The 20598-nt window shown below is 64.3% G+C and carries 20 protein-coding genes and 1 pseudogene; 10 read left to right on the forward strand and 11 right to left on the reverse strand.

Annotation, left to right across the window (positions count from 1 at the left end; genetic code table 11):
- Together XI04_RS14515 and XI04_RS14520 are read right to left on the reverse strand one after the other, a co-directional pair.
- Window positions 1-345, reverse strand: a pseudogene (locus XI04_RS14515) (DUF2147 domain-containing protein); the annotation flags it as partial.
- Between the two features lie 247 nt (window positions 346-592).
- A complete protein-coding gene (locus XI04_RS14520) occupies window positions 593-1372 on the reverse strand; it encodes a transporter substrate-binding domain-containing protein (protein ID WP_028144584.1) in 780 nt (259 codons plus the stop codon).
- 126 nt (window positions 1373-1498) lie between these two features.
- Here XI04_RS14520 and XI04_RS14525 point away from each other — a divergent pair, with 126 nt between their 5' ends.
- Window positions 1499-1996, forward strand: coding sequence for a DUF1993 domain-containing protein (locus XI04_RS14525; protein WP_028144585.1), 498 nt, complete (start codon window positions 1499-1501; stop codon window positions 1994-1996).
- A gap of 64 nt (window positions 1997-2060) precedes the next feature.
- On the opposite strand, the gene XI04_RS14530 is transcribed toward XI04_RS14525, so the two are convergent.
- From XI04_RS14530 to XI04_RS14555, 6 genes are all read right to left on the reverse strand, one after another.
- Window positions 2061-2552: a hypothetical protein gene (locus XI04_RS14530; RefSeq protein ID WP_038970353.1), complete on the reverse strand. Its 492-nt coding sequence runs from the start codon at window positions 2550-2552 to the stop codon at window positions 2061-2063.
- A gap of 168 nt (window positions 2553-2720) precedes the next feature.
- Window positions 2721-3710, reverse strand: coding sequence for a hydroxyacid dehydrogenase (locus XI04_RS14535; RefSeq protein ID WP_028144587.1), 990 nt, complete (start codon window positions 3708-3710; stop codon window positions 2721-2723).
- A gap of 34 nt (window positions 3711-3744) precedes the next feature.
- The gene (locus tag XI04_RS14540) at window positions 3745-4845 is read right to left on the reverse strand and encodes an ABC transporter ATP-binding protein (RefSeq protein ID WP_028144588.1); all 1101 of its coding nucleotides are present in this window, start codon (window positions 4843-4845) and stop codon (window positions 3745-3747) included.
- 6 nt (window positions 4846-4851) lie between these two features.
- Window positions 4852-5763, reverse strand: coding sequence for a carbohydrate ABC transporter permease (locus XI04_RS14545; RefSeq protein ID WP_028144589.1), 912 nt, complete (start codon window positions 5761-5763; stop codon window positions 4852-4854).
- A complete protein-coding gene (locus XI04_RS14550; protein ID WP_271610042.1) occupies window positions 5763-6701 on the reverse strand; it encodes a carbohydrate ABC transporter permease in 939 nt (312 codons plus the stop codon). Before XI04_RS14550 ends, XI04_RS14545 begins: the two co-directional genes overlap by 1 nt.
- Window positions 6702-6841: 140 nt before the next feature.
- Window positions 6842-8182, reverse strand: coding sequence for an ABC transporter substrate-binding protein (locus XI04_RS14555; protein WP_271591390.1), 1341 nt, complete (start codon window positions 8180-8182; stop codon window positions 6842-6844).
- A gap of 465 nt (window positions 8183-8647) precedes the next feature.
- On the opposite strand from XI04_RS14555, the gene XI04_RS14560 reads away from it, so the two are divergent.
- Together XI04_RS14560 and XI04_RS14565 are read left to right on the forward strand one after the other, a co-directional pair.
- A complete protein-coding gene (locus XI04_RS14560; RefSeq protein ID WP_038951098.1) occupies window positions 8648-9430 on the forward strand; it encodes a Spy/CpxP family protein refolding chaperone in 783 nt (260 codons plus the stop codon).
- 111 nt (window positions 9431-9541) lie between these two features.
- A complete protein-coding gene (locus XI04_RS14565; protein WP_028144593.1) occupies window positions 9542-9919 on the forward strand; it encodes a response regulator in 378 nt (125 codons plus the stop codon).
- 113 nt (window positions 9920-10032) lie between these two features.
- Here the strand turns inward: XI04_RS14565 and XI04_RS14570 are convergent, their stop codons facing one another.
- From XI04_RS14570 to glk, 3 genes are all read right to left on the reverse strand, one after another.
- On the reverse strand, window positions 10033-10188 hold the full coding sequence (locus XI04_RS14570; protein WP_162832271.1) for a hypothetical protein: 156 nt from the start codon (window positions 10186-10188) through the stop codon (window positions 10033-10035).
- 143 nt (window positions 10189-10331) lie between these two features.
- Complete coding sequence (locus XI04_RS14575) at window positions 10332-10535, reverse strand: hypothetical protein (protein ID WP_028136378.1); 204 nt, start codon at window positions 10533-10535, stop codon at window positions 10332-10334.
- Between the two features lie 150 nt (window positions 10536-10685).
- Window positions 10686-11687, reverse strand: coding sequence for a glucokinase (gene glk, locus XI04_RS14580; protein WP_271610043.1), 1002 nt, complete (start codon window positions 11685-11687; stop codon window positions 10686-10688).
- Between the two features lie 259 nt (window positions 11688-11946).
- Here glk and pncA point away from each other — a divergent pair, with 259 nt between their 5' ends.
- From pncA to XI04_RS14615, 7 genes are all read left to right on the forward strand, one after another.
- Window positions 11947-12585: a bifunctional nicotinamidase/pyrazinamidase gene (gene pncA / locus XI04_RS14585; RefSeq protein WP_038951100.1), complete on the forward strand. Its 639-nt coding sequence runs from the start codon at window positions 11947-11949 to the stop codon at window positions 12583-12585.
- Between the two features lie 16 nt (window positions 12586-12601).
- Window positions 12602-13717, forward strand: a complete 1116-nt coding sequence (locus XI04_RS14590) for an alpha/beta fold hydrolase (RefSeq protein WP_038951101.1) — start codon at window positions 12602-12604, stop codon at window positions 13715-13717.
- A gap of 172 nt (window positions 13718-13889) precedes the next feature.
- Window positions 13890-15923 (forward strand): NAD(+) synthase, encoded by a 2034-nt coding sequence (locus XI04_RS14595; protein WP_271623717.1) that lies wholly within the window; start codon window positions 13890-13892, stop codon window positions 15921-15923.
- Between the two features lie 32 nt (window positions 15924-15955).
- Entirely contained in the window at window positions 15956-16336 is a 381-nt protein-coding gene (locus XI04_RS14600; protein ID WP_038951104.1) for a GrlR family regulatory protein, read from the forward strand.
- Window positions 16337-16469: 133 nt separating this feature from the next.
- On the forward strand, window positions 16470-17672 hold the full coding sequence (locus tag XI04_RS14605; protein WP_240536269.1) for a DUF1236 domain-containing protein: 1203 nt from the start codon (window positions 16470-16472) through the stop codon (window positions 17670-17672).
- A 448-nt stretch (window positions 17673-18120) separates the two neighbouring features.
- Window positions 18121-18936, forward strand: a complete 816-nt coding sequence (locus XI04_RS14610; RefSeq protein WP_095424146.1) for a sugar phosphate isomerase/epimerase family protein — start codon at window positions 18121-18123, stop codon at window positions 18934-18936.
- A gap of 23 nt (window positions 18937-18959) precedes the next feature.
- Window positions 18960-20597: an ABC transporter substrate-binding protein gene (locus XI04_RS14615; protein WP_271610045.1), complete on the forward strand. Its 1638-nt coding sequence runs from the start codon at window positions 18960-18962 to the stop codon at window positions 20595-20597.
- Window position 20598 lies beyond the last annotated feature (1 nt).

Raw genomic sequence — 20598 nt, forward strand, 5'->3', positions numbered from 1 at the left:
GGCCGGAGGCAGAGCAGGCGGCGGGGGTGCTACGGCGGCGGGGGCAGGCGAAGGCGCCTGCGCAGCCGCTGGCGGCGGGGCGACCGGCGCAGGAGCGGGAGCTGGCGCAGCCGGCGTTTGCGGCTCGACGGTGGCTTGCTGCGGCGCCTGCTGGCCCGGGGTGGTCTCGTTCTTCTTGGCCTTCTTCGCCTTGCCCTGGCCGGTGTTGTCGTACACGCCCGGAATCTGCACGGTGCCGCGGTCCGGGTCGATGCGGATGGTGCGCCCGCCATATTCGAAGGTGTACTGCGCCTGCGCAGCGGTGCTCGCCAAAAGGAATGCGGCCGTGGCCAACAGCTTCCTCATTTCCATCTCCTGAAAAGGTGGTCCCCGCACCGACGCTTACGCGCCGGCTCGATCGTAAAAAGTGATCTAGATCACTGTCACGGTATGAGTCGTCGTCCTGCGGTTCCGGGTTCAATAGGCCAACAGCCGGTCCAAAGTTTGGCGGGGGCAAGCGACAGGAGGACGCGGCTGGAGCCCATTCAGTTCCGACGCAATCGGGACGGGGCTCTCGTTGCGCGAACCGGTACCCACTTCGTCCGAAAACGCTCTAATCGAACCAGGCGGCGTAGATTTTCCTGTAGCTGCCGTCTTCCATGGAAATGTGCAGCCATTGGTCGACGAAGGCCTTCAACGCCATGTCGCGCTGGAGCCAATAGGCCTTCTCGGAGAAGTCGAACGGCTTTTCGGGATGCACCGCGCAGAGCACGCCGGCGTGCTGCTTCTGCTGGTAGCGCGTCTCGGAGGCGTCCGTCATCATCAGATCGGCGTTGCCCTTGGCGATCTCGTCGAAGATCACGGTATTGTCGGAGAAAACGCTGATCTCGGCGTCCTTGATGTTGGCACGCGCAAAGCGCTCGTTGGTGCCGCCGGGATTGACGATCACGCGGGTGCCCTTCTTGTCGATATCAGGAAGCGTCTGGTACTTGCCGACGTCGGCGCAGCGCGTGATCGGCGTCTTGCCCTCGCGCATGATCGGCGTCGAGAAGAATCCCTTTTTCTGACGGTCGAACGTGACCGAGACGCCGCCCATGGCGACGTCGAACTGGTCGGCCTCGAAATCCTTCATCAGCTTCGGCCAGGCCGTCGGAACGAACTCGACCTTGACTCCGAGCGCCTTGCCGAGTGACTCCGCCATGTCGACATCGAAGCCGCTGAACTGCTGCGTCGCCTTGTCCAGATAGGTGAAAGGCTTGTAGTCGCCGGTCATGCCGACGCGCAAGGTGCCGCGCTTGACGATCTCGTCGAGGCGCGAGGGCGCCTGCTGCGCGTGAGCCGAAAGGTTTGCCAGCAACGCCACGGCCGCAGCCACCACGATTCGAACAGCCATCCGAACGATCATCTCTTTTCCACCCCTGCGCGAGCTGTCATTGTGCCGCCCTTGAGGGGTGGATTTAGACCAGATGCCGGTCGCTGGCGAGATGGAATTGAAGGGAATCTGGACGTGACGATCTCGATGTACGAGGCCTCTGTCGGCCTCTTCGTCCCGCATTTGCGCAACCTGTCGGGGCTGCTCGACAAGGGTGTGGCGTATGCGGAGACCCGCAAGTTCAATCCGGCCGTTCTGCTCGGTATGCGGCTGGCCCCGAACATGTACGATCTGGCGCAGCAGGTCGGCGAGGCCTGCCGGCATGCGGTGGTCGCCCCGGCCTTGCTGGCGGAGCTCGAGCCGGTGGCGCTGCCGGCGCTGGAGCACGACATGGCCGGGCTTCAGGCGCGGATCGCAACCTCGATCGAGTTCATCGAAAGCCTGCCGCGCGCGGAGATCGACGCGGCGGCGGAACGGAATGTCTTCTTCAGGCTGAAGAACGGGACCGAGCTGCCCTTCACCGGGCGCGCGCTGCTGCTGACGTTCAGTGTCCCGCAGTTCTTCTTTCACGTCACGACGGCCTACGACCTGCTGCGGCACGCAGGCGTCGAGCTCGTGAAGAAGGATTATCTGGGAAGGAAGTAGTTGCCGAGGCTCGGCGTACACCTCTCCGTTCGGGAAAGGTGTACCGAGACCTCCGGCCGGAGCGCTAGGCTTCGCCCTTGCGCTCGTAATCGGCGAGCGAGCTGCGGCCGGCGATCTCGCTGCGCAGCTGCTCGAAGCGCCTGTTCGCCTCGTCCTGCTGGACGTCGACGAAATGTACCGCGGCCTCGCTGGTCATGGGGCCGCTGACCACGGGCGTGGACTGTTCGCCGATGGTCTCGTGGACGTAATACTGGCTGTCATCGCCGCGATGGACCGTCCATTTCAGGCGGATCGCCACCATGGGCCCGGGCCCGACCTTGCTGTAGCCGTCGGCATCGGTGTGCTCCGGCACCAGCGGCTGTTCCTCGACGACCGGATGCTCGTCGAGAGCCGGCTGTTCGTCGATGACTGCCTGCTCGTCGGAAGCCAGATGCTCACGCTCGCCGGCGACCACGATTTCGGTCTCGGTGTGGCGGACGACGAGGACGGGCTCGGGGTGCTCCAGGATGCTGGCGATGGTTGCCAGCGCGTGGTCGGTCGGGTCGATCTCTGACAAGGTCCATCCTCCAGCTCGACGCGGCCGGCCAGTCTGTCCCACTGCCGCCGCGGCCGGGAACATTAGGCGCGTTTGATTAAGGCTGAGTTGGGGCTCGATCTGCACCAAAATGGGACGCATTCTGGCCTTCCGAAGGCGGGTAGATTAATCCGCCCGCCTTCGGCTTGTTCAGCCCAGCACGTCCTGATTGATGATGTTCTGCCTGATGGGATCGCCGTCCAGCACGCTCAGGATATTGCGCGCGGTCTGCTCGCTCATCCGGCTCACCGCCTCCACCGTGACGCCGGCGACGTGCGGGGCGATGATGACGTTGGGCAGCGCGAACAGCGCGTTGCTGACCGGCGGCGGCTCCACCTCGAACACGTCGATGCCGGCGCCGGCGAGCTTGCCGGAGACCAGGGCGTCGTACAGCGCGGCTTCCTTTACGATGCCGCCGCGCGCGGTGTTGATGAGATAGGATTTCGGCTTCATCCGGCGGATCCGCGCCGCATCGAACAGGCCGACCGTTTCCGGCGTCTTTGGGCAGTGGATGGTGACGAAATCGGCGTGAGGCAGCGCGGCGTCGAGGTCGGCGACAGGCTCGCAGCCGGCGGCCTTGATCTCGGCGGCTGGCTTGTAGGGATCGTAGACCTGCACGGTCATTTCCATCGCCAGGCACCGCTTGGCGGTACGGCTGCCGATGCGGCCGAAGCCGATGATCAGCACGGTCTTGCCGTAGAGATCGAACGGCAGCATGCCGAGCCGGTCGGCCCATTTGCCGTCCTTGACGCAGGCGTGCAACTCGTTCGCGCGCTTGGCCAGCGTCAGCATCATGAACAGCGCCTGCTCGGCGACCGAGGGCGAGTTGGCGCTGCCCGCGACCATCAGCGGCACCTTGCGGCGGGAGAGGGCGGGCACGTCGACGGCGTCGTAGCCGACGCCGATGCGGGTCACGACCTTCATGTCCTTGGACGCCTCGAGCTCGGTCTCGCCGAAGGCGGTGGCGCCGAGCGCCACGCCATGGACCGGCGCATGGCTCTTCAGCAAGGCCTCGAAGTCCTTTGCCGAGATTAGGTTCGCAAACTCGACGAGCTCGATATCGTCCCGCTGGGTGAGGAGGGCGCGTGCCCCTTGCGACAAAGTTTGTGTAATGAAAATCTTCTTCTTGTTGGTCGCCATCGTCCCCTGCCTGCGCGAGTTTCTTGGACCGGCGTCACAACACGACGCCGGTCGCCTCGTTTAGCAGGTGCATGTTATTGAGGTCCATCGCCAAACGCATGGGTGCCCCGTCCTTGGCGCCGGCGTTGGGATCGACGCGGCCGCAGATCGGCGTGCCATCGAGCCCGAAATAGACCAGGGTCTCCATTCCCATCGGCTCGGTGACGTCGAGCACGGTGTCGAAGCTCTCGACGCCCGGCCCCAGATGCGCATGCGACTCAGTGAGATGCTCGGGCCGCAGGCCGAGCAGCAGCTTGTCGGTGCGCGGCAGCGCGTTGTAGCGCGCCGCGCGGGCCGGCGGCAGCGCGAACGCGATGCGGTCGGTGAGCCGGATCTGGAGCGTGCCGCCGGCGTCCTCGAGCCGGCACGGGATGAAGTTCATGGCGGGCGAGCCGATGAAGCCGGCGACGAAGCGCGTGGCCGGCTTGTGGTAGAGCTCGTTCGGGGTGCCGATCTGCTCGATCTTGCCCTTGTTCATCACTACCACACGGTCGGCCAAGGTCATCGCCTCGACCTGGTCGTGGGTGACGTACACAGTCGTGGTGCGGACCTTCTGGTGCACCTTCTTGATCTCGATCCGCATCTGCACGCGCAGCTTGGCGTCGAGATTGGACAGCGGCTCGTCGAACAGGAAGACCTTCGGGTTGCGCACGATGGCCCGGCCCATCGCGACGCGCTGGCGCTGGCCGCCCGAGAGCTGCTTCGGCTTGCGGTCGATCAGGTCGGTGATGTCGAGCAGGCGGGCGGCTTCCGTCACTCGCGCCTTGATCTCGGCCTTGGGATAGTGCTTCAGGCGCAGCCCGAACGACATGTTCTCGGCGACCGTCATGTGCGGATAGAGCGCGTAGTTCTGGAACACCATCGCGATGTCGCGGTCTTTCGGCGGCACGTCGTTGACGACGTCGCCGTCGATCATGATGTCGCCGTCGCTGATGTCCTCGAGCCCCGCGATCATGCGCAGCGTCGTCGACTTGCCGCAGCCAGAGGGGCCGACCAGGACGATGAACTCATGGTCGGCGATATCGAGATCGATGCCGCGCACGGCTTCGACGTCGTCGTAACGCTTAACTACCTTCCGCAATGCAACGTCAGCCATCAGACATCAACCCTTTGTCGCGCCGGCGGTCAGGCCGGCAATGTAGTAGTCCATCAGGAAGGCGTAGATGACCAGCGGCGGCGCAGCGCCGAGCAGCGCGCCGGTCATGATCTGTCCCCAGTTGAAGACGTCGCCCTTGATCAGCGTGGTGGTGATGCCGACCGGCAGCACCAACTGATCCACCGATGTCGTGAACACCAGGGGATAGAGGAACTGCGCCCAGGACACCGTGAAGGCGAAGATGGTGGCGGCGATCAGGCCGGGCAGCGCGACGGGTATGAAGATCCGCGTCAGCGTCTGGAGCCAGGAGGCGCCATCGATGAGGGCCGCCTCATCCAGCTCCTTCGGGATCGAGGCGAAATAGCCGATCATGATCCATGTGCAGAATGGCACGGTCAGCGTCGGATAGATGAACACCAGCACGTACCATCTGTTGAGCAGCGTGATGCCGGTCAGGTCCTGGACCATCCCGAGCACCTTGAACAGGGGGATGAACAGAAGGCTGTCCGGAATCAAATAGGTGAGGAAGACGCCGGTGGCCAGCGTCGCCGAGCCCCAGAACTTCATCCGGGCCAGCGCGAAGGCCGCGGGGATGCTGATCATCATGGTCACGATCACCACGATGATCGAAATGATCGACGAATTCCAGAAGAAGCGCAGAAATTGGTTCGAGCTCAACAGCTCGACATAGTTCGATAGCGTCGGATGAAACACCCACCAGGGGTTGGTTGCCGCCGAGATCTCCGCGCTGCTCTTGAGTGAGGTGATCAGCATGTAGACCGGCGGCGTCAGGAAGAAGATGGCGAACAGCACCAGGAAGAAATAGGACCAGCGAAGCGCCCAGATGCGGTCGCGGCTCATGCTGCCGTATTTGACCTTGCGGGACGGTCCGGCCTTGTCGATTGCGAGCGTGCTCATCAGGCTTCGTTTCCGCGTTTGTTGACATCGCGCAGGATGAAGATCGCAGCGACCGCCAGGATCGGCACCATGAACAGGGAGACGCAGGCGCCGAGCGGAATGTCGCTGCTCTGGATGCCGACCTGGAACGCCCAGGTGGCGAACAGATGCGTCGTATCCAGCGGGCCGCCCGACGTCAGGATGCGCACGATGTCGAAATTGGCGAAGGTGACGATCAGCGAGAACAAGGTGGTGATGGCGATGATGTTGCGCATCATCGGCAAAGTGATGTGCCAGATCTTCTGCCACCAATTGGCGCCGTCGATCTCCGCGGCCTCGTACAGCTGGTCGGGCACGGATTTCAGCGCGGCCAGATACATGATCAGGAAGAACGGCGCACCGTACCAAACGTTGACGAGGATGACGGAGAAGCGCGCCCAGAAAGTGTCGCCGAGCCAGGGGATCGGACCGACGCCGAAGAAGGACAGCGTGTAGTTGAAGGCGCTGTAGGAGGGGTCGAACAGCCACAGCCAGGCCAGCGTGCTCATCGCCGGCGGAATCACCCAGGGCACCAGCAGCATGCCGCGCCATTTGCGCTGCTTCTTGCCCGGAATGTTGTGGACGAAATGCGCGACGATGAAACCGATCAGCGCCTTGAAGACCACCGCGGTGATGGCGAAGATGCAGGACTGCCGCACCACCATCCAGAACGTCTCGCGCTTGAACAGGAAGGTGAAGTTGCTGAGGCCGACGAATTTCGTCATCGCCTTGTTCAGGGTCGCGAGGTAAACCGAGTAGAAGGCGGGGTAGAGCACGAGCAGGACGATCAGAAGGATCAGCGGCAGCGTCAGGAAGAACGCCACCGTCGATTTTCGCCCGAGCGCGTTGCGCAGGCTTGATCCCTTCCGCGCGCCCCTTGCACGGGCGATGCGACCTTGCTCGACGACGACATCGGCCATCTCAGCTTCCTTGAATCAGCTCTATCTACTTCTTTGTCCACCTCGAAGCCGGCCATTGGGGTCGGCTTCCCGGCCATGCGAATCCGATGACGGGATGCAGGCGGCTCACGCAGATGGCGTGAACCGCCCGCACACCCCGGCTAGCTCCGCATGAAGCCTTCGCACTCGCCCTCGGCCCAGGCGAGGGCCTGATCCATGGTCTCACCGCGCGCAAAACGCAGCGCCATCTTGGTCAGCGTCGCCTGGAAATAGATCTGCTGCGCGATCTTGGGCGGTGCCGGGGACGCCGCGATCGACAGCGTCTGATGCTTGTAGGGGTCGGGATAGTGAAATAGCGTTCCCTGCGGCGGTCCTTCCTCGGCCCATGTCTTGAGCTTGGTCATGTTGGCGTAGGCCGGCAAGTCGTAGCCGCCGCTGACCGCGACGAACTTCTCGATCGACGACGGCGAGGACATGTGAATGAGCAGGCTCTTGGCCGCTTCCTTGTTCTTGCCGAAGCTCCAGACGCCCCAGAAGTAAGGCAGGTACGGCGCAAACCGGCCCTTCGGACCGGACGGGAAGCCGTGCGTCCAGCACTGCTCGGCGACCTGCGGCGCATCGCGCTTGGCGACGGCCCAGGCGCTCGGCGGATTGAGGATCATCGCGCCGCGGCCGGAGATCAGCCATTTGTTGTTCGACGCGTCGTCCCAGGACGGCGCATCCGGCGGCAGGAACGCGATCAGCTTCTTGTAGAACTCCATGGCCTGGCGAACGGCATCGGTCTTCACCGTGATGTCGCCCTTGGCGTTGACGAGCTCGGCGCCGAACGACTGGAAGATCGCGCCGGCGGTGTCCACGCTGTCGGTGGTCTCGCCGAGACCGATGCCGAACGGAACGCCGGCCTTGTGGCAAGCCTCGGCTGCCTTCAGGAAGGTCTCCATGGTCCAGTTCTCGACCTTGGGTGGGCCGCCGGCCGGGTACATCTCCTGCACGTCGATGCCGGCATGCTTCTTCATCAGGTCGATGCGGGAGCAGGGACCCTTGATCTGGCTGCCGGGTGTCGCGGGCACTGCGAGCCATTTGCCGCCCGACTGACCGAGATATTTGACGGTGCCGTTCACCTCACCGTTCTGCTTGAGGAGCGGCTCCATGACGTCGTTGAGCGGCTCGAGATTCTCCGAATAGGCCTGCGGCCACCAGCTCGGCATCTGGAGGATGTCGTGACCGGACTTGGCCTGGGCTTCGGCCGCGGCGGTCAGCTCGATCTTCTTGTTGTTGCTGGTGATGTAGTCGATGGAGACTTCGACCTTCTCCTTCGCGGCCCATTCATTGACGAGATCGGTGGAGGCCTTGTTGGCGCCCGGCACCCAATGGTCCCAGAAGCCGATCGAGAGTTTGCCGGCGGCGTAAGCGCCCCGGACATAGGGCGCTGTGATCAGCGCCGCGGAGGACATTGCAGTGGCAGCCACAAATTGACGTCGCGTCAGTGTCTTGCGTGACATCTCGTTTCCTCGCCTGGGTGTTTGTTGTTGGAGTTTCCTCTAAGACTTCTTTTCCGAGCTCTTGTTGGATTTTCTTATTGATGCCATCGGCCCGAGTGAACAATTCACGCAGGCCGCAGCAAATTGGTAGCGCGATCAGATCATGATTGACCGCGTCTGTCGAGAAAGCCGAACGTCTCGCGCCTAGAACTAACGTTGCGTCCCCGAACGCGGCAGCGCTTTGCCGGTCGTGAGCTGCGATCGCTTGTTTTGCGACGCACACTTCGCGTGAACCGGCCCCGAACGATCCGTGCGCAATTACGCCGCAGTTTCGAATAAGCCTGCATAACCGCTTCGCGCGAAAGACTTTTCGGACGTGGACAGCATTCGGCTGCGTCTGGACCGCGAAGCGGCGGAAACGATAGAGTTGCAGCTGGCGGGTGACTCCGCCCCAACAGGCCAGTCAGATCGACGATGGAGACGAGAATGATCAACCCGGCGCCGTCTGCGCGGCTTCACATGCGGCGATGGCTTGCGCTGGGGGCCGTGCTTACGCTGCTGCTCGGTGCGGCCGCAATGGCCCAAGCTCAAGGCTTGGTCAAAGGCGTTCAGGACGGCGCGGCGGCCGGAAACAAGGCGGCAGGTCCCGTCGGTGGCGTGCTCGGCGGTGCAATCGGCGGCGTGGTCGGCGTTTTCACCGGCGTGCTCGGCGTCGGCAACAACAATGGCAATCAGGCCCCGGCCGCCAAGGATGCAGGCAAGGACGCCAAGCAACAGGGCGCGGCCAAGGACAAGGATGCAAAGGGCGCCAAGGCAGGCAAGGGCGCCAAGGCGAGCAAGGAGGCCAAGAACGCACCGCAGGGCAAGGACAATAAGGATGTCACCGTCCTCACTCAGACCGGCGCGCCGCAGCAGACCGCCGAGCAGATCGTCGCCAACAGCGATTCCTATATCGAGCGGATCAAGACTCAGCTGAACCTCACGGCTGATCAGGAGAAGCACTGGTACGGCTTCTCGAGCGCAATGCACTACCTTGGGCATAATGGTGCAGAGCGGCTCAACTTGCGGGTTGCGCGCGCCAAGCGGGATCCGCCCGACGACATTATCGAGCAGATGCGCAACGAGGCGCAGTTCCTGATCGACCGCGCCGCCGACCAGCGCAATGTCGCCGACGCCGCCGAGCCGCTGTTTTCGAGCCTCGATGACAGGCAGAAGCAGGTCTTCATTCAGGAGATGGTGCGGCTGAGCCACGAGCGGGGATTGGATTGATCAAGTTGAATCGGATCGGGCGCGTGTGAATTAACGGCGCCCGCCACGAATTCGTGAATCTTCTCCGCAATTGAGTTATGATTAGTTTGGCAAGCTGACTGCGGGGTTGATATGGCGGACGGACTCTCCGTTTTCCTGGTCGAAGACGAGGCGTTGATCCGGATGATGATCGCCGACATGGTGGTGGAACTCGGCCACCACGTCGTCGCGGAAGCGGACAATGTCCGGGACGCAAGCGCGTTCGCCATGACCGCGCAATACGATATGGCCATCCTCGACATCAATCTGATGGGCGTTTACGTCGATCCCGTCGCCGACCTGATCGAACGTCGCGGAAAGCCGTTCATGTTCGCGACGGGGTACGGTCCCGAACTGCTGCCGTCCTTGCTCCGGCGCAGGCCGATCCTGCGCAAGCCGATCGCAATGGATCAGCTCAAGGCGATGATTGATTCCATGTTTCCGGGAGCCCCGGTCAAAGCGCCGCACTGAGTGACGGCGAAGACGCCGCACTGAGTGACGACGAAGACCCCGCACTGAGATTAGCCCAACGAAAATGGCCGCCCGTCGGAGGCGGCCATCGGGCGACGGAATTTGTCGCGGTCTCACATCAGGCCGGCGCCGAGGTCGATGCCGTACGTCATCAGGCCGAACGAGGCGACCAGGCCCGTGCAGCAGAACAGCAAGATGGTCTTGAAGGACGAATCGGCGAAACGCGTTTCGACGACGGCCGGCATCGCGGCGATCGAAATCATGCTCATGTCATTGCCCCCTTGTTTGACCCTGAATTGCATCAGGTGAGGGAAGCCTAGAGCAAAAAGTTTGACGTCAGATTGCGGGGCATCCTTAACGGAATCCCAATTGGATCCCGCGTTCTCCGGCGTCGCGGGCCGGATTGCAAGTCTCAGTTGCGGCCGTTCTTCAGCACCCTGGCAATGGTGTGGGCCGTCATGGCCGCGCGGTCCGAAGCGCGCTGGGCGGCCAGCCGGTCTCGCGCCTTTTCCTCGATCAGCAAGTCGATCAGGGCCAGCCGCTTGTCTTCGTCATCCGCCTCGCTCAGCAGGCGATGATAGCGGTGGTAGTCGAAACCCAAATCCTGCTTACGCATGTCACGCCCCCGCAACTACGCCACACACAAACACACGGCAGGATTGTTTCTCATCCGGAACACGCAGGCAAGCACGTTCCTGCGTGGAACCCCGCGTGCGCGGCAATCAGCTGTGTATTAATGGAACCATGAGCAGGGGGACGACCGACTTCAGTTTGGATTGGAGTCGGCGAACATCTTCAGGCCGACGAAGCTCGCGTCTGGCTTGGTCACGAGCTTGGTCGGGATGTTGCGAAGATAGTCCTGGAAGCGCCCCTTGGCTTCGAAGCGCGCCCGGAACGCCGAAGCGAGAAGGAACTCGGGGAAGCGCGGCACGATTCCGCCGGCGACATAGACGCCGCCGCGGGCACCGAACGTCACCGCGAGATTGCCGGCGACCGACCCAAGGATGGCGCAAAACATCTCCAGCGTCGCGCGGCTGACGGGACAGGTGCCTTCCAGCGCGGCCTTGGTGATGGCGGCAGCGTCGCGGTGCGGCACCTGGGCGCCGTCAACCTCAGCCAAGGCTTCGTAGAGGTTTTGCAGCCCGGAACCCGAGAGCGCGCCACGCTCGATGGAGACGTGGCCAAGGCGTCGGCGCAAGCACGCAATCACACGTTCCTCGCGCTCGTTCTCCGCCGGCAGGGTCGCATGTCCGGCTTCGGTGACGACGGCGAGGCGCGCGCCATGGCGTTCGACCAGACACGAGACGCCAAAGCCGGTTCCGGGGCCGACCACCAGCAACGGCTCGCCGGGCAGGCCATCCTGTCCGCCGAGCGGGATCAGATCGGCAGGCCGCAAGGCGGGCAGGGACCAGGCCACCACCTCGAAATCGTTGAGCACATGGACGCTGTCGAAGCCGAGAGTCGGCTGCAGCTCGTTGCCGTCGATGACCCAGGGACTGTTGGTCATGACGCAGCGGTTGTTGGTGACGGGACCCGCCACGGCCAGCACGGCTCTTTGCGGCTGCTCGCCGCCGGACCGGCGCGCCAGCACGTCCGCGATGGCTTCCCGAACGGTCGGGAAGTCGGCGACCTTCACATAGTCGATCGGTCCGGTCTGGTCGCCGTTGCCGAGGTCGCCGCGGTCCAATTCGCTCCGGATCAGCGCGAAGCGCGCATTGGTGCCGCCGATATCGGCGAGAAGTATCTGTCCTGTCTTGCCGATATTCATGACTCCGTGGCTGCCGCCGCCTTGCGGCACGACAACCCTGTCCTCCAGTCCTTCGACCCGATCCGCGCAGTCGCGGACAGTGCGAGAATCCGCCCTTGGGTGCGCCTAGTCAACACGGACGAGGCCAAACCGTTGCATCATGGGGGTTTCCCCATGACCAATTCGCGCGGGGCTTCGCACGGCGCGGGCGGTTGCGAAGCGGCGCGGGAAGGCCGACACTCAGCGGACTTGTCCGGCGCCGGCGCGCCGGGCACATCGAATGAGCCCGGCGATGAAGATTTCCGACCGCGACGTGTTGCTGGTGATCGACGTGCAGAACGATTTCTGCTCCGGCGGGGCGCTTGCCGTTCCCGGCGGCGAGAAGGTCGTCCCTGCCATCAACCGAATCGCCCAAAAATTCGCCAATGTGGTGCTGACCCAGGACTGGCATCCGCGCGACCACGTCTCGTTCGCGCCGAACCATGCGGGCAAGCAGCCGTTCCAGACCATCGAGCTCGACTACGGCACCCAGGTGCTCTGGCCGGCGCACTGCGTGCAGGGTACCTCGGGTGCGGAGTTCCATCGCGATCTCGACGTGGTCGGGGCGAGCCTCGTGGTGCGCAAGGGCTTTCGCCGTGGCATCGATTCCTATTCGGCGCTGTTCGAGAACGACAAGCGGACGCCGACGGGACTGCTTGGATATTTGCGCGAACGCGAGCTGAAGACCGTGTTCGTCGCCGGCCTCGCGCTTGATTTCTGCGTCCGCTTCTCGGCGGAGGATGCCCGCAAGGCAGGGTTCGAGGTCGCCGTCATCGAGGACGCCTGCCGCGGCATCGATCTCGACGGCTCGGTCGCCGCGGCCCATCGGAGTTTTCGCGACCTCGGCATCTCCATCGTGAGCCTCGAGGCGTTCCTGTGACGATGGTGAGATAGTCATGGTGAATCAGGCCGGCAAACAGAGCGGCGCGCAGGGCCCCGTCCCGGACGACCCGCTGCTGTGGCCGTTGGCAGCGGCGCGCCTCGCCATGGACAGCTGCTTCTGGTGGCTGGAGCGCGCTCCGGCGGAGCAGGGCGACAGCACTTTGTCCTGGACGACGCCGAGCACCGTGGCGCTGGAGCTCGCGACCATGCGCCTGCGCGATTGCTCGCAGGCGCGGTCCGGCCAGCCGGCGCTGGTCTGCGCGCCATATGCGCTGCATCGGGCCCTGATCGCCGATTTCGCCCCCGGCCACAGTGTGGTGCAGTCGCTGCAGACCGGCGGCATCGACCGGGTCTATCTCACCGACTGGCGGTCGGCGACGCCGGATATGCGCTATCTCTCGATCGACAGCTATCTCGGCGATCTCAATGTCGCCATCGACGAGATCGGCGCGCCGGTCGATCTGGTCGGCTTGTGCCAGGGCGGCTGGCTGTCGCTGCTTTATGCGGCGCGCTTTCCGGCCAAGGTGCGGCGGCTGGTGCTGGTCGGCGCTCCCGTGGATCTGTCGATTGAATCCTCGTTGTGCCGGCTCACCCGCAACGCGCCCGAGATGGTCTACGACCAGCTCGTCGCACGCGGCGGCGGCAATGTCCGCGGCGAGGAGATGCTGCGCTTCTGGTCCAAGGCGCCGAACCGCGACGACATCGTAACGGCGTTGCAGAGAGACCTCTCGGACGAGGAGGGCGCGGCGCTGCTCGCGCGGTTCGACCGCTGGAACGCCGAGACGCTCGATCTGCCGGGCAAATACTATCTGGAGATCGTCAACCGGATTTTCCGGGAGAACCAGATCGCTAGCAGCAGTTTCGTCGCTCTTGGTCGCACGGTCGATCCGACGGACGTCAAGGCGCCGGTCTTCCTGCTGGCCGGACTCGACGACGAGGTCGTGCCGGCTGCGCAGGCGCTCGCCACCGCCGGTCTCCTCGGCACGCCGCCGGCCTTCATTGCGGCGGCTTCCGAGCCGAGCAATCATCTCGGCCTGTTCATGGGCGCGCGCACCCACGCGCACGCCTGGCCGCGGATCGCCGCGTGGCTGCGCGACGATCTGTCCGGCGTGCTGGCCCGCAGCGCCTGAGCCCGCCAAGGTACCGGGCAGACCAAGGCGCCGGGCAGATGGCGCTGGGCAGACCGCGGCGCAAATCCGTTATGCATGACGGCGGATGGCCTGCACGGGACCGGGTCGATGGGCTACATAGGGTCTGGAGCTGACGGCTTCGGCAGCGAAGAGATTAAGGGTACTGCGCTCGATGACTTTCCACTCGATCTACGCCCACGGATTTGCGCGCGTGGCGGCCTGTGTCACCACGTCCCATGTCGCCGATCCCTCGGCCAACGCAAAGGCCGTGCTGGCGGCGGCCGATGCCTGCCATGAGCAGTCGGTGGCGGTCGCGGTGTTTCCCGAGCTGTGCCTGTCCGGCTATGCGATCGAAGACCTGGTCAAGCAGGATCCGCTGCTCGATGCGGTCGAGCGCGGCCTCGTAGGCCTCGTTGAGGCCTCAGCGGGACTGATGACGGTCCTGATCGTCGGAGCGCCGCTGCGCTTTGGTCATCGCATCAACAATTGTGCCGTCGTCATTCACCGCGGCAACATCCTCGGCGTGGTGCCGAAGACGTACCTGCCGACCTACCGTGAATTCTACGAAGGGCGGCATTTCGCTTCCGGCGCCGGCATGGTCGGAGAGACGATCGCGTTCGGCGGGCTGCATGCGCCGTTCGGCGTTGACCTCTTGTTTGCGGCCGAGGACGTTCCGGGCCTCACCATCGGCGTCGAGATCTGCGAGGACATGTGGATTCCGGTGACGCCGGCCTCGGAGCTGGCGCTTGCGGGCGCGAGCGTGCTGATCAATCTCTCGGGCAGCCCGATCACGATCGGCCGGGCGCGCTCGCGCGCGCTGCTGTGCCAATCGACATCGGCGCGCTGCCTCGCGGCGTACGTCTATTCGGCCGCTGGGGCCGGGGAATCGACCACGGATCTTTCCTGGGACGGCCAGACCTCGATCTATGAGAACGGCGTGCTGCTGGCCGAGGGCGAGCGGTTCCGCCAGGGCGGCCAGATCACGCTGGCTGACGTCGATCTCGATCTGCTCAGGCAGGAGCGTGCCTCGATGGGGACGTTCGATGACAACCGCCGGCAGCGCGAGGCGTTTTTCCGCAAGGTGACATTCGCGCTGAAGCCGCCGGCCGCCGACATCGGCTTCCTGCGCAAGGTCGAGCGCTTTCCGTTCGTGCCGAGCGACGAAAGCCTGCTCGAGCAGGATTGCTACGAGGCCTACAACATCCAGGTCGCCGGCCTCGTGCAGCGCATCCGCGCGACCGGCACCAAGCGCGTCGTGATCGGCGTGTCGGGCGGGCTTGATTCCACCCATGCACTGATCGTCGCCGCCAAGGCAGTCGACCTGCTCGGCCTGCCGCGCGAAAACATCCTGGCCTACACCATGCCGGGCTTTGCCACCGGCAGTGAAAGCAAGACCCATGCATTGGCTCTGATGCAGGCGTTGCAGACGAGCTGGCAGGAGCTCGATATCCGCACCACCGCGACGCAGATGCTGAAGGATATCGGCCATCCCTTCGGCAACGGCCAGAAGGTCTACGATGTCACCTTCGAGAACGTGCAGGCGGGCCTGCGTACGGATTACCTGTTCCGGCTCGCCAACCATCACGGCGGCATCGTCATCGGAACCGGCGATCTCTCCGAGCTCGCGCTCGGCTGGTGTACCTATGGCGTCGGCGACCAGATGGCACATTACAACGTCAATGCCGGCGTGCCGAAGACGCTGATCCAGCATCTGATCCGCTGGGTGATCTCATCGAAGCAGTTCAGCGACGACGTCAACCGGACGCTTGGCTCGATCCTGGCCGCCGAGATCTCGCCTGAGCTGGTGCCGGTCGAGCCCGGCCAGAAGCCGCAGAGCACCGAAGCATCCGTCGGCCCTTACGAGCTGCAGGATTTCAACCTGTTCTACACGCTGCGGTTCGGCATGCGTCCGTCCAAGATCGCCTTCATGGCGCAGCACGCGTGGAAGGATGTCGCCAATGGCGAATGGCCGCCGGCATTCCCGAGCGACCGGCGCAAGGCCTATGATCTCAAGGACATCCGCCGCTGGCTCGAGGTGTTCCTGCGCCGCTTCTTCGCCTTCAGCCAGTTCAAGCGCTCGGCGATGCCGAACGGCCCAAAGGTCTCGGCGGGCGGCTCGCTGTCGCCCCGCGGCGATTGGCGTGCGCCCTCGGATTCGAGCGCGGCGGCATGGCTCGAGGATCTCGAGCGGAACGTGCCGAACTGATCGGGGAGGCGGATCGTTGGGGAGATGATCTGATGTTGGCAGGGGATGGAGCGGAAGCGGAGGAGGCCAGGGTCGTCAACGGCCTCTACATCTTCGACATCGAGATGCGCGACGGCAAGCGCGGGCAGGCGAGAGGCGTCGTCGTGCTGTGCGACGGACGCATCATGGGCGGCGACAGCTATTTCTACTACACCGGCACCTACACCTTCCGGAACGGCAAGTGGCGGGGCGACATGATCGTCAATCAGCATACCGAAGCGGTCGGCAGGACGCTTGCGTTCGGCGGCAGGGAGGTCACCTGCGGCTTCTCGGGCGACTATTCCGCAGGCGGTGCCGAGGTCGAAGGCATGGCACTGGTCGGCAAGACCAGCGTGACATTCACCGCCCGCCTCACGCTGAAGGACGCGATGTAAATCCGCGTGACCGGCCCTCGTTCCTGCTCAGGAACCTTCGCACCTACAGAGCGTTCGCGTCTGTTGTTGCGAATTGTCGAGGAGAGGGACCATGCGTCAACATTTGATGTTATCGACTGCGGCCGTCGGGCTCATGCTCGCGTCCGGCATCGCCTACGCCCAGGCGCCCGGTGAGCGCAGAGACGAGCCAAAACGGACCGAGGAACCGGCGAAAGGCGCCGCGCCCCGCGGTGGTGCAGCTCAAGAACGCGTCCAAGATCGCGCCCAGGGCGCACAAGAGAAGGTGCAGGGAGCCGGCCGCGAGGAGAAAGGCGGCGGCCGCCGTGCGGAGGAAGAGAAGGGACGACAAGGCACCGCCGCCGAACGCGGCCAGCCCAATGCGAAAGAGCAGGCCCAGGAGTCTCGCGAGCCATCGCGAGATCGCAACCGAGAAGCCGACACGGCGAAACAAGGTCGCGAGACCGGCAAGAGCAGCGCCGAGACGAAGCAGGATAAGTCTGCGCCGCAGAAATCAACCGCCGAGTCCGAGAAATCCAAGACCGGCCCCGCTGGCCAGCAGAACGAGCGCACGGGAGCTGCGGCCAACCAGAAAGAGCAGAACCAGCCTCCGCGCAATGCCGCCGAGCAACAGCCGGCGCAACAGAACAACCGGCCGGCCACCGCGACGGACACGAACCGCGCAGCTCCGACCAACAATGCGCAAACCGCACCTTCCGGTACGCAGACCAATCAAGCCAATCAGACCACCCAGACCAACACGCAGGTTGGTCAGCAGACCAGCGTGACCACCGAGAAGCAGGTGCGGATGTCTGAAACGGTGAGCCGCGCGCGATTGGCGCAGCCGGAGCGCAACCTGAACATCTCGATCCGGATCGGCGAGACGATCCCACCGCGCGTGCGTCTCTACCGGCTGCCGCCGGAGATCGTCACGATCGAGCCCCAATATCGGGATTACGAGTATTTCGCGACCGACGATGACGTCGTCATCGTTGAGCCGCGGACGCATCGCATCGTCAGCCAGGTGCCGCGCGATCCGTCGCGAGCCCGCGCGCAGATGGGCGGCGCGGCCTCGTCGAACGTGGCAGCCGCCGGCAGCGCGACGAACAATAGCGTGAATTGTCAGATCATGCGGCGTGATGCGTCGGGCAATGTCGCCCAGGCAGAGCCGTCAACGGTCGGCTCGACCGCGCGCACGGATTCGCTGAGCGTGACGGTTCAGATGCCGGATGGCAGCTCGTCCGCACCGGTCGCCCTTGGGGCGGCCGCCGGCAATATCGTGGTCGCGACGCAAGGGCAGGGCGACTGCTCGGTGACGATCGAGCCGCAAACGCGCTGATCGAAAGACGACGCTGAAACGACAACGCGCCGCCCGGATGCCCCAACCGGACGGCGCGTTGCTGCGTTCAATCTGAAAGTTTCGAGGTCCGGAGTGCCTAGGAGTCCGGACCTCGTCACCTTGCCCCAGCCTTCAATCCCCCGCCCCATGTGGTCCCCCAACCCCATGTAGCGCGATCAGAGGGTGATGCCCGTGGAAGTGGCCGCCGATCGATGCACGCGATGTACGTGACATCGCGATAGGATTCCATTCCGGATCACTACGGACATAGACGCCGCTTGCCATGTGCCCGTTCTGCATCGGTGGTCTGATCGCTGTTGCCTGGTCCGCGGCACGCGATCGGCAGGATGTCCACATCTCCTCGGCGCCGCGCAACTCGAATTCACGGGCCTGTCATTGAACTGGTCTAGCGCTGCTCCCGTCATCGCTGACGGCGAAGGAGCAAGCCATGTCGAAGCCGGTGCTGGGCGCCGCATTGTCCATCAAATCGATCCCTGCACATCGCGACTGGCTCCTCGACCGGCAGCGCGATCTCGAAATCCAGGATTTCTTCCGCGCCGATCTTCTCGACAGCGACTGGCGGAGCACGGCCGGCGAGATCAAGCAGATGCTGGCGGGCCATACCGGCCGGCTCGGCATTCACGGCCCGTTCTGGGGCTTCAAGATCGACAGCCACGATCCCATGATCCGCCAGGCCGTGACCAAGCGCCTGCTTCAGGGCCTCGACGCCGCCGAGTTCCTCGGCGCGACGCAGATGGTGATCCATTCGCCGTTCACGACCTGGGACCACAACAATCTCGATCTCTATCCTGACAATCGCGGCAATCTGGTCGAACGTGTCAAGGCAACGCTCGCCGAGGTGATCGCGCGCGCCGAGACCATCGGCTGCGAGATCGTCATCGAGAACATCGAGGACAAGGATCCGCGCGACCGGGTGCGCCTCGCCAGGGCGCTGGAAAGCGCCAAGGTCCGCGTCTCGCTCGACACCGGGCACGCCAACTACGCCCACATCTCCACCGGCGCGCCGCCGGTCGACTATTATGTCGAGACCGCTGGCGACATGCTGACCCATGTGCATCTGCAGGACACCGACGGCTTTGCCGACCGGCACTGGGCGCCGGGCGAAGGCAACATCCCCTGGGTCGCCGTGTTCCGTGCCCTTGGACGGCTGAATTCCAACCCGCGGCTGATCCTCGAACTCCGCAACCACGACGACGTCCGCGCCGGCGCAGCCTATCTGGCCGCGCGCGGTCTCGCCGAATAACCGCATCATCTGGGGCTACCGCCATGAGCAAATTCACCCGTCGCGCCATCCTGAAAACCGGCGGCGCCGCCGCAGGTACGCTGCTGCTGCCGCGCTTTGCGATCGCGCAGGGCGACAACCGTCCGTCGGTGACGATCGCCGTGCAGAAAGTGACGAATGCGAACGTGCTCGACTTGCTGCGCGAGCAGTCCAATGTCGGCGAGCGCGTGTTCTTCTCCTCGATCTGGGAAGGCCTGATCTCCAAGAACTGGCGCGGCAGCCTCGAGGCCGTGCCCGGCCTTGCCACCGAATGGCGCCGCATCGACGACCAGACCGTCGAGGTGAAGCTGCGCCAGGGCGTCAAGTTCCACAACGGTGACGAGTTGACCGCAGAGGACGTCGTCTTCACCTTCAGCCGCGAGCGCATGTTCGGCGAGACCGAGGCGAAGAGCCGCTCCACCATCCAGGCCTTCGAGAAGATCCCGACGCCGCGGCCGGGCAAGGAATTGCCGCCGGACGTCCCCGCGGTCGCACGCCGGATTTGGCCGGACCTCGTGCGGGTCGATGCGGTCGATAAATACACGGTGCGCTTCTACAACGCGACGCCCGACGTCACGATCGAGGGCCGGCTGTCGCGCTACGGCTCCGACATCATGAACCGCCGCGCCTGGGACGAATCCGCGAGCTATCTCGATTGGGCGCGCAAGCCCGTGACGACCGGCCCCTACAGGGTTGTCGAGCTCAAGCCCGACGTGTCGCTGACGCTGGAAGCGCACGACGAATATTGGGGCGGCCGTCCGCCGCTCAAGCGCATCCGCTTCCTGGAAGTGCCGGAGGTTGCCAGCCGCATCAACGGGCTGCTCTCGGGCGAGTACCAGTTCGCCTGCGACATCCCGCCGGACCAGATCGCCAGCATCGAGAAGAACGCCGCGTTCGAAGTGCAGGGCGGCACCATCCTCAACCACCGCCTGACCGTGTTCGACAAGAACCACGCCCAGCTCGCCAATCCCTTGGTGCGGCGCGCCTTCACCCACGCGATCGACCGCCAGGCCATCGTCGACAGCCTGTGGGCCGGCCGCACCCGCGTGCCGAAGGGGCTGCAGTGGGAGTTCTACGGCGACATGTTCAACTCCGACTGGAGCGTGCCAGCCTATGATCCAAAGCTGGCGCAGGATCTGCTCAAGCAGGCCAATTACAAGGGCGATCCGATTCCCTATCGCCTGCTCAACAATTACTACACCAACCAGGTCGCGACCGCACAGGTGCTGGTCGAGATGTGGAAGTCGGTCGGCCTCAACGTCCAGATAGAGACCAAGGAGAACTGGTCGCAGATCATGGAGCGCGCGCCCACGCGCGCCGTGCGCGATTGGTCTAACTCGGCCGCCTTCAACGATCCGGTCTCCTCGCTGGTCGCCCAGCACGGCCCGAACGGCCAGCAGCAGCAGATCGGCGAATGGACCAATGTCGAGCTGAACAAGCTCTCCGAGTTCCTGGAGACCTCGACCGACCGTGCTGCCCGCAAGAAGGCGTTCCGCCGCATGCTGGAGATCGCCGAGCGCGAAGACCCCGCCTACACGGTGCTGCACCAGAACGCGACCTTCACGGCCAAGCCGAAGTCGATCAAGTGGAAGGCATCGCCGGCGTTCGCGATGGATTTCCGCGCCGGCAATTTCGAGGCCTGAG

The sequence above is a fragment of the Bradyrhizobium sp. CCBAU 11430 genome (assembly GCF_028128855.1).
Taxonomy (GTDB): domain Bacteria; phylum Pseudomonadota; class Alphaproteobacteria; order Rhizobiales; family Xanthobacteraceae; genus Bradyrhizobium; species Bradyrhizobium ottawaense.

Excerpts from the sequence above, each read along its gene's own strand:
- XI04_RS14520 (WP_028144584.1), bottom strand. The coding sequence starts at position 1,372 with ATGGCTGTTCGAATCGTGGTGGCTGCGGCCGTGGCGTTGCTGGCAAAC.
- XI04_RS14525 (WP_028144585.1), top strand. The coding sequence starts at position 1,499 with ATGTACGAGGCCTCTGTCGGCCTCTTCGTCCCGCATTTGCGCAACCTG.
- XI04_RS14535 (WP_028144587.1), bottom strand. The coding sequence starts at position 3,710 with ATGGCGACCAACAAGAAGAAGATTTTCATTACACAAACTTTGTCGCAA.
- XI04_RS14540 (WP_028144588.1), bottom strand. The coding sequence starts at position 4,845 with ATGGCTGACGTTGCATTGCGGAAGGTAGTTAAGCGTTACGACGACGTC.
- XI04_RS14545 (WP_028144589.1), bottom strand. The coding sequence starts at position 5,763 with ATGAGCACGCTCGCAATCGACAAGGCCGGACCGTCCCGCAAGGTCAAA.
- XI04_RS14550 (WP_271610042.1), bottom strand. The coding sequence starts at position 6,701 with ATGGCCGATGTCGTCGTCGAGCAAGGTCGCATCGCCCGTGCAAGGGGC.
- XI04_RS14555 (WP_271591390.1), bottom strand. The coding sequence starts at position 8,182 with ATGTCACGCAAGACACTGACGCGACGTCAATTTGTGGCTGCCACTGCA.
- XI04_RS14560 (WP_038951098.1), top strand. The coding sequence starts at position 8,648 with ATGATCAACCCGGCGCCGTCTGCGCGGCTTCACATGCGGCGATGGCTT.
- XI04_RS14565 (WP_028144593.1), top strand. The coding sequence starts at position 9,542 with ATGGCGGACGGACTCTCCGTTTTCCTGGTCGAAGACGAGGCGTTGATC.
- XI04_RS14570 (WP_162832271.1), bottom strand. The coding sequence starts at position 10,188 with ATGAGCATGATTTCGATCGCCGCGATGCCGGCCGTCGTCGAAACGCGT.
- XI04_RS14575 (WP_028136378.1), bottom strand. The coding sequence starts at position 10,535 with ATGCGTAAGCAGGATTTGGGTTTCGACTACCACCGCTATCATCGCCTG.
- glk (WP_271610043.1), bottom strand. The coding sequence starts at position 11,687 with ATGAATATCGGCAAGACAGGACAGATACTTCTCGCCGATATCGGCGGC.
- pncA (WP_038951100.1), top strand. The coding sequence starts at position 11,947 with ATGAGCCCGGCGATGAAGATTTCCGACCGCGACGTGTTGCTGGTGATC.
- XI04_RS14590 (WP_038951101.1), top strand. The coding sequence starts at position 12,602 with ATGGTGAATCAGGCCGGCAAACAGAGCGGCGCGCAGGGCCCCGTCCCG.
- XI04_RS14595 (WP_271623717.1), top strand. The coding sequence starts at position 13,890 with ATGACTTTCCACTCGATCTACGCCCACGGATTTGCGCGCGTGGCGGCC.
- XI04_RS14600 (WP_038951104.1), top strand. The coding sequence starts at position 15,956 with ATGTTGGCAGGGGATGGAGCGGAAGCGGAGGAGGCCAGGGTCGTCAAC.
- XI04_RS14605 (WP_240536269.1), top strand. The coding sequence starts at position 16,470 with ATGCTCGCGTCCGGCATCGCCTACGCCCAGGCGCCCGGTGAGCGCAGA.
- XI04_RS14610 (WP_095424146.1), top strand. The coding sequence starts at position 18,121 with ATGTCGAAGCCGGTGCTGGGCGCCGCATTGTCCATCAAATCGATCCCT.
- XI04_RS14615 (WP_271610045.1), top strand. The coding sequence starts at position 18,960 with ATGAGCAAATTCACCCGTCGCGCCATCCTGAAAACCGGCGGCGCCGCC.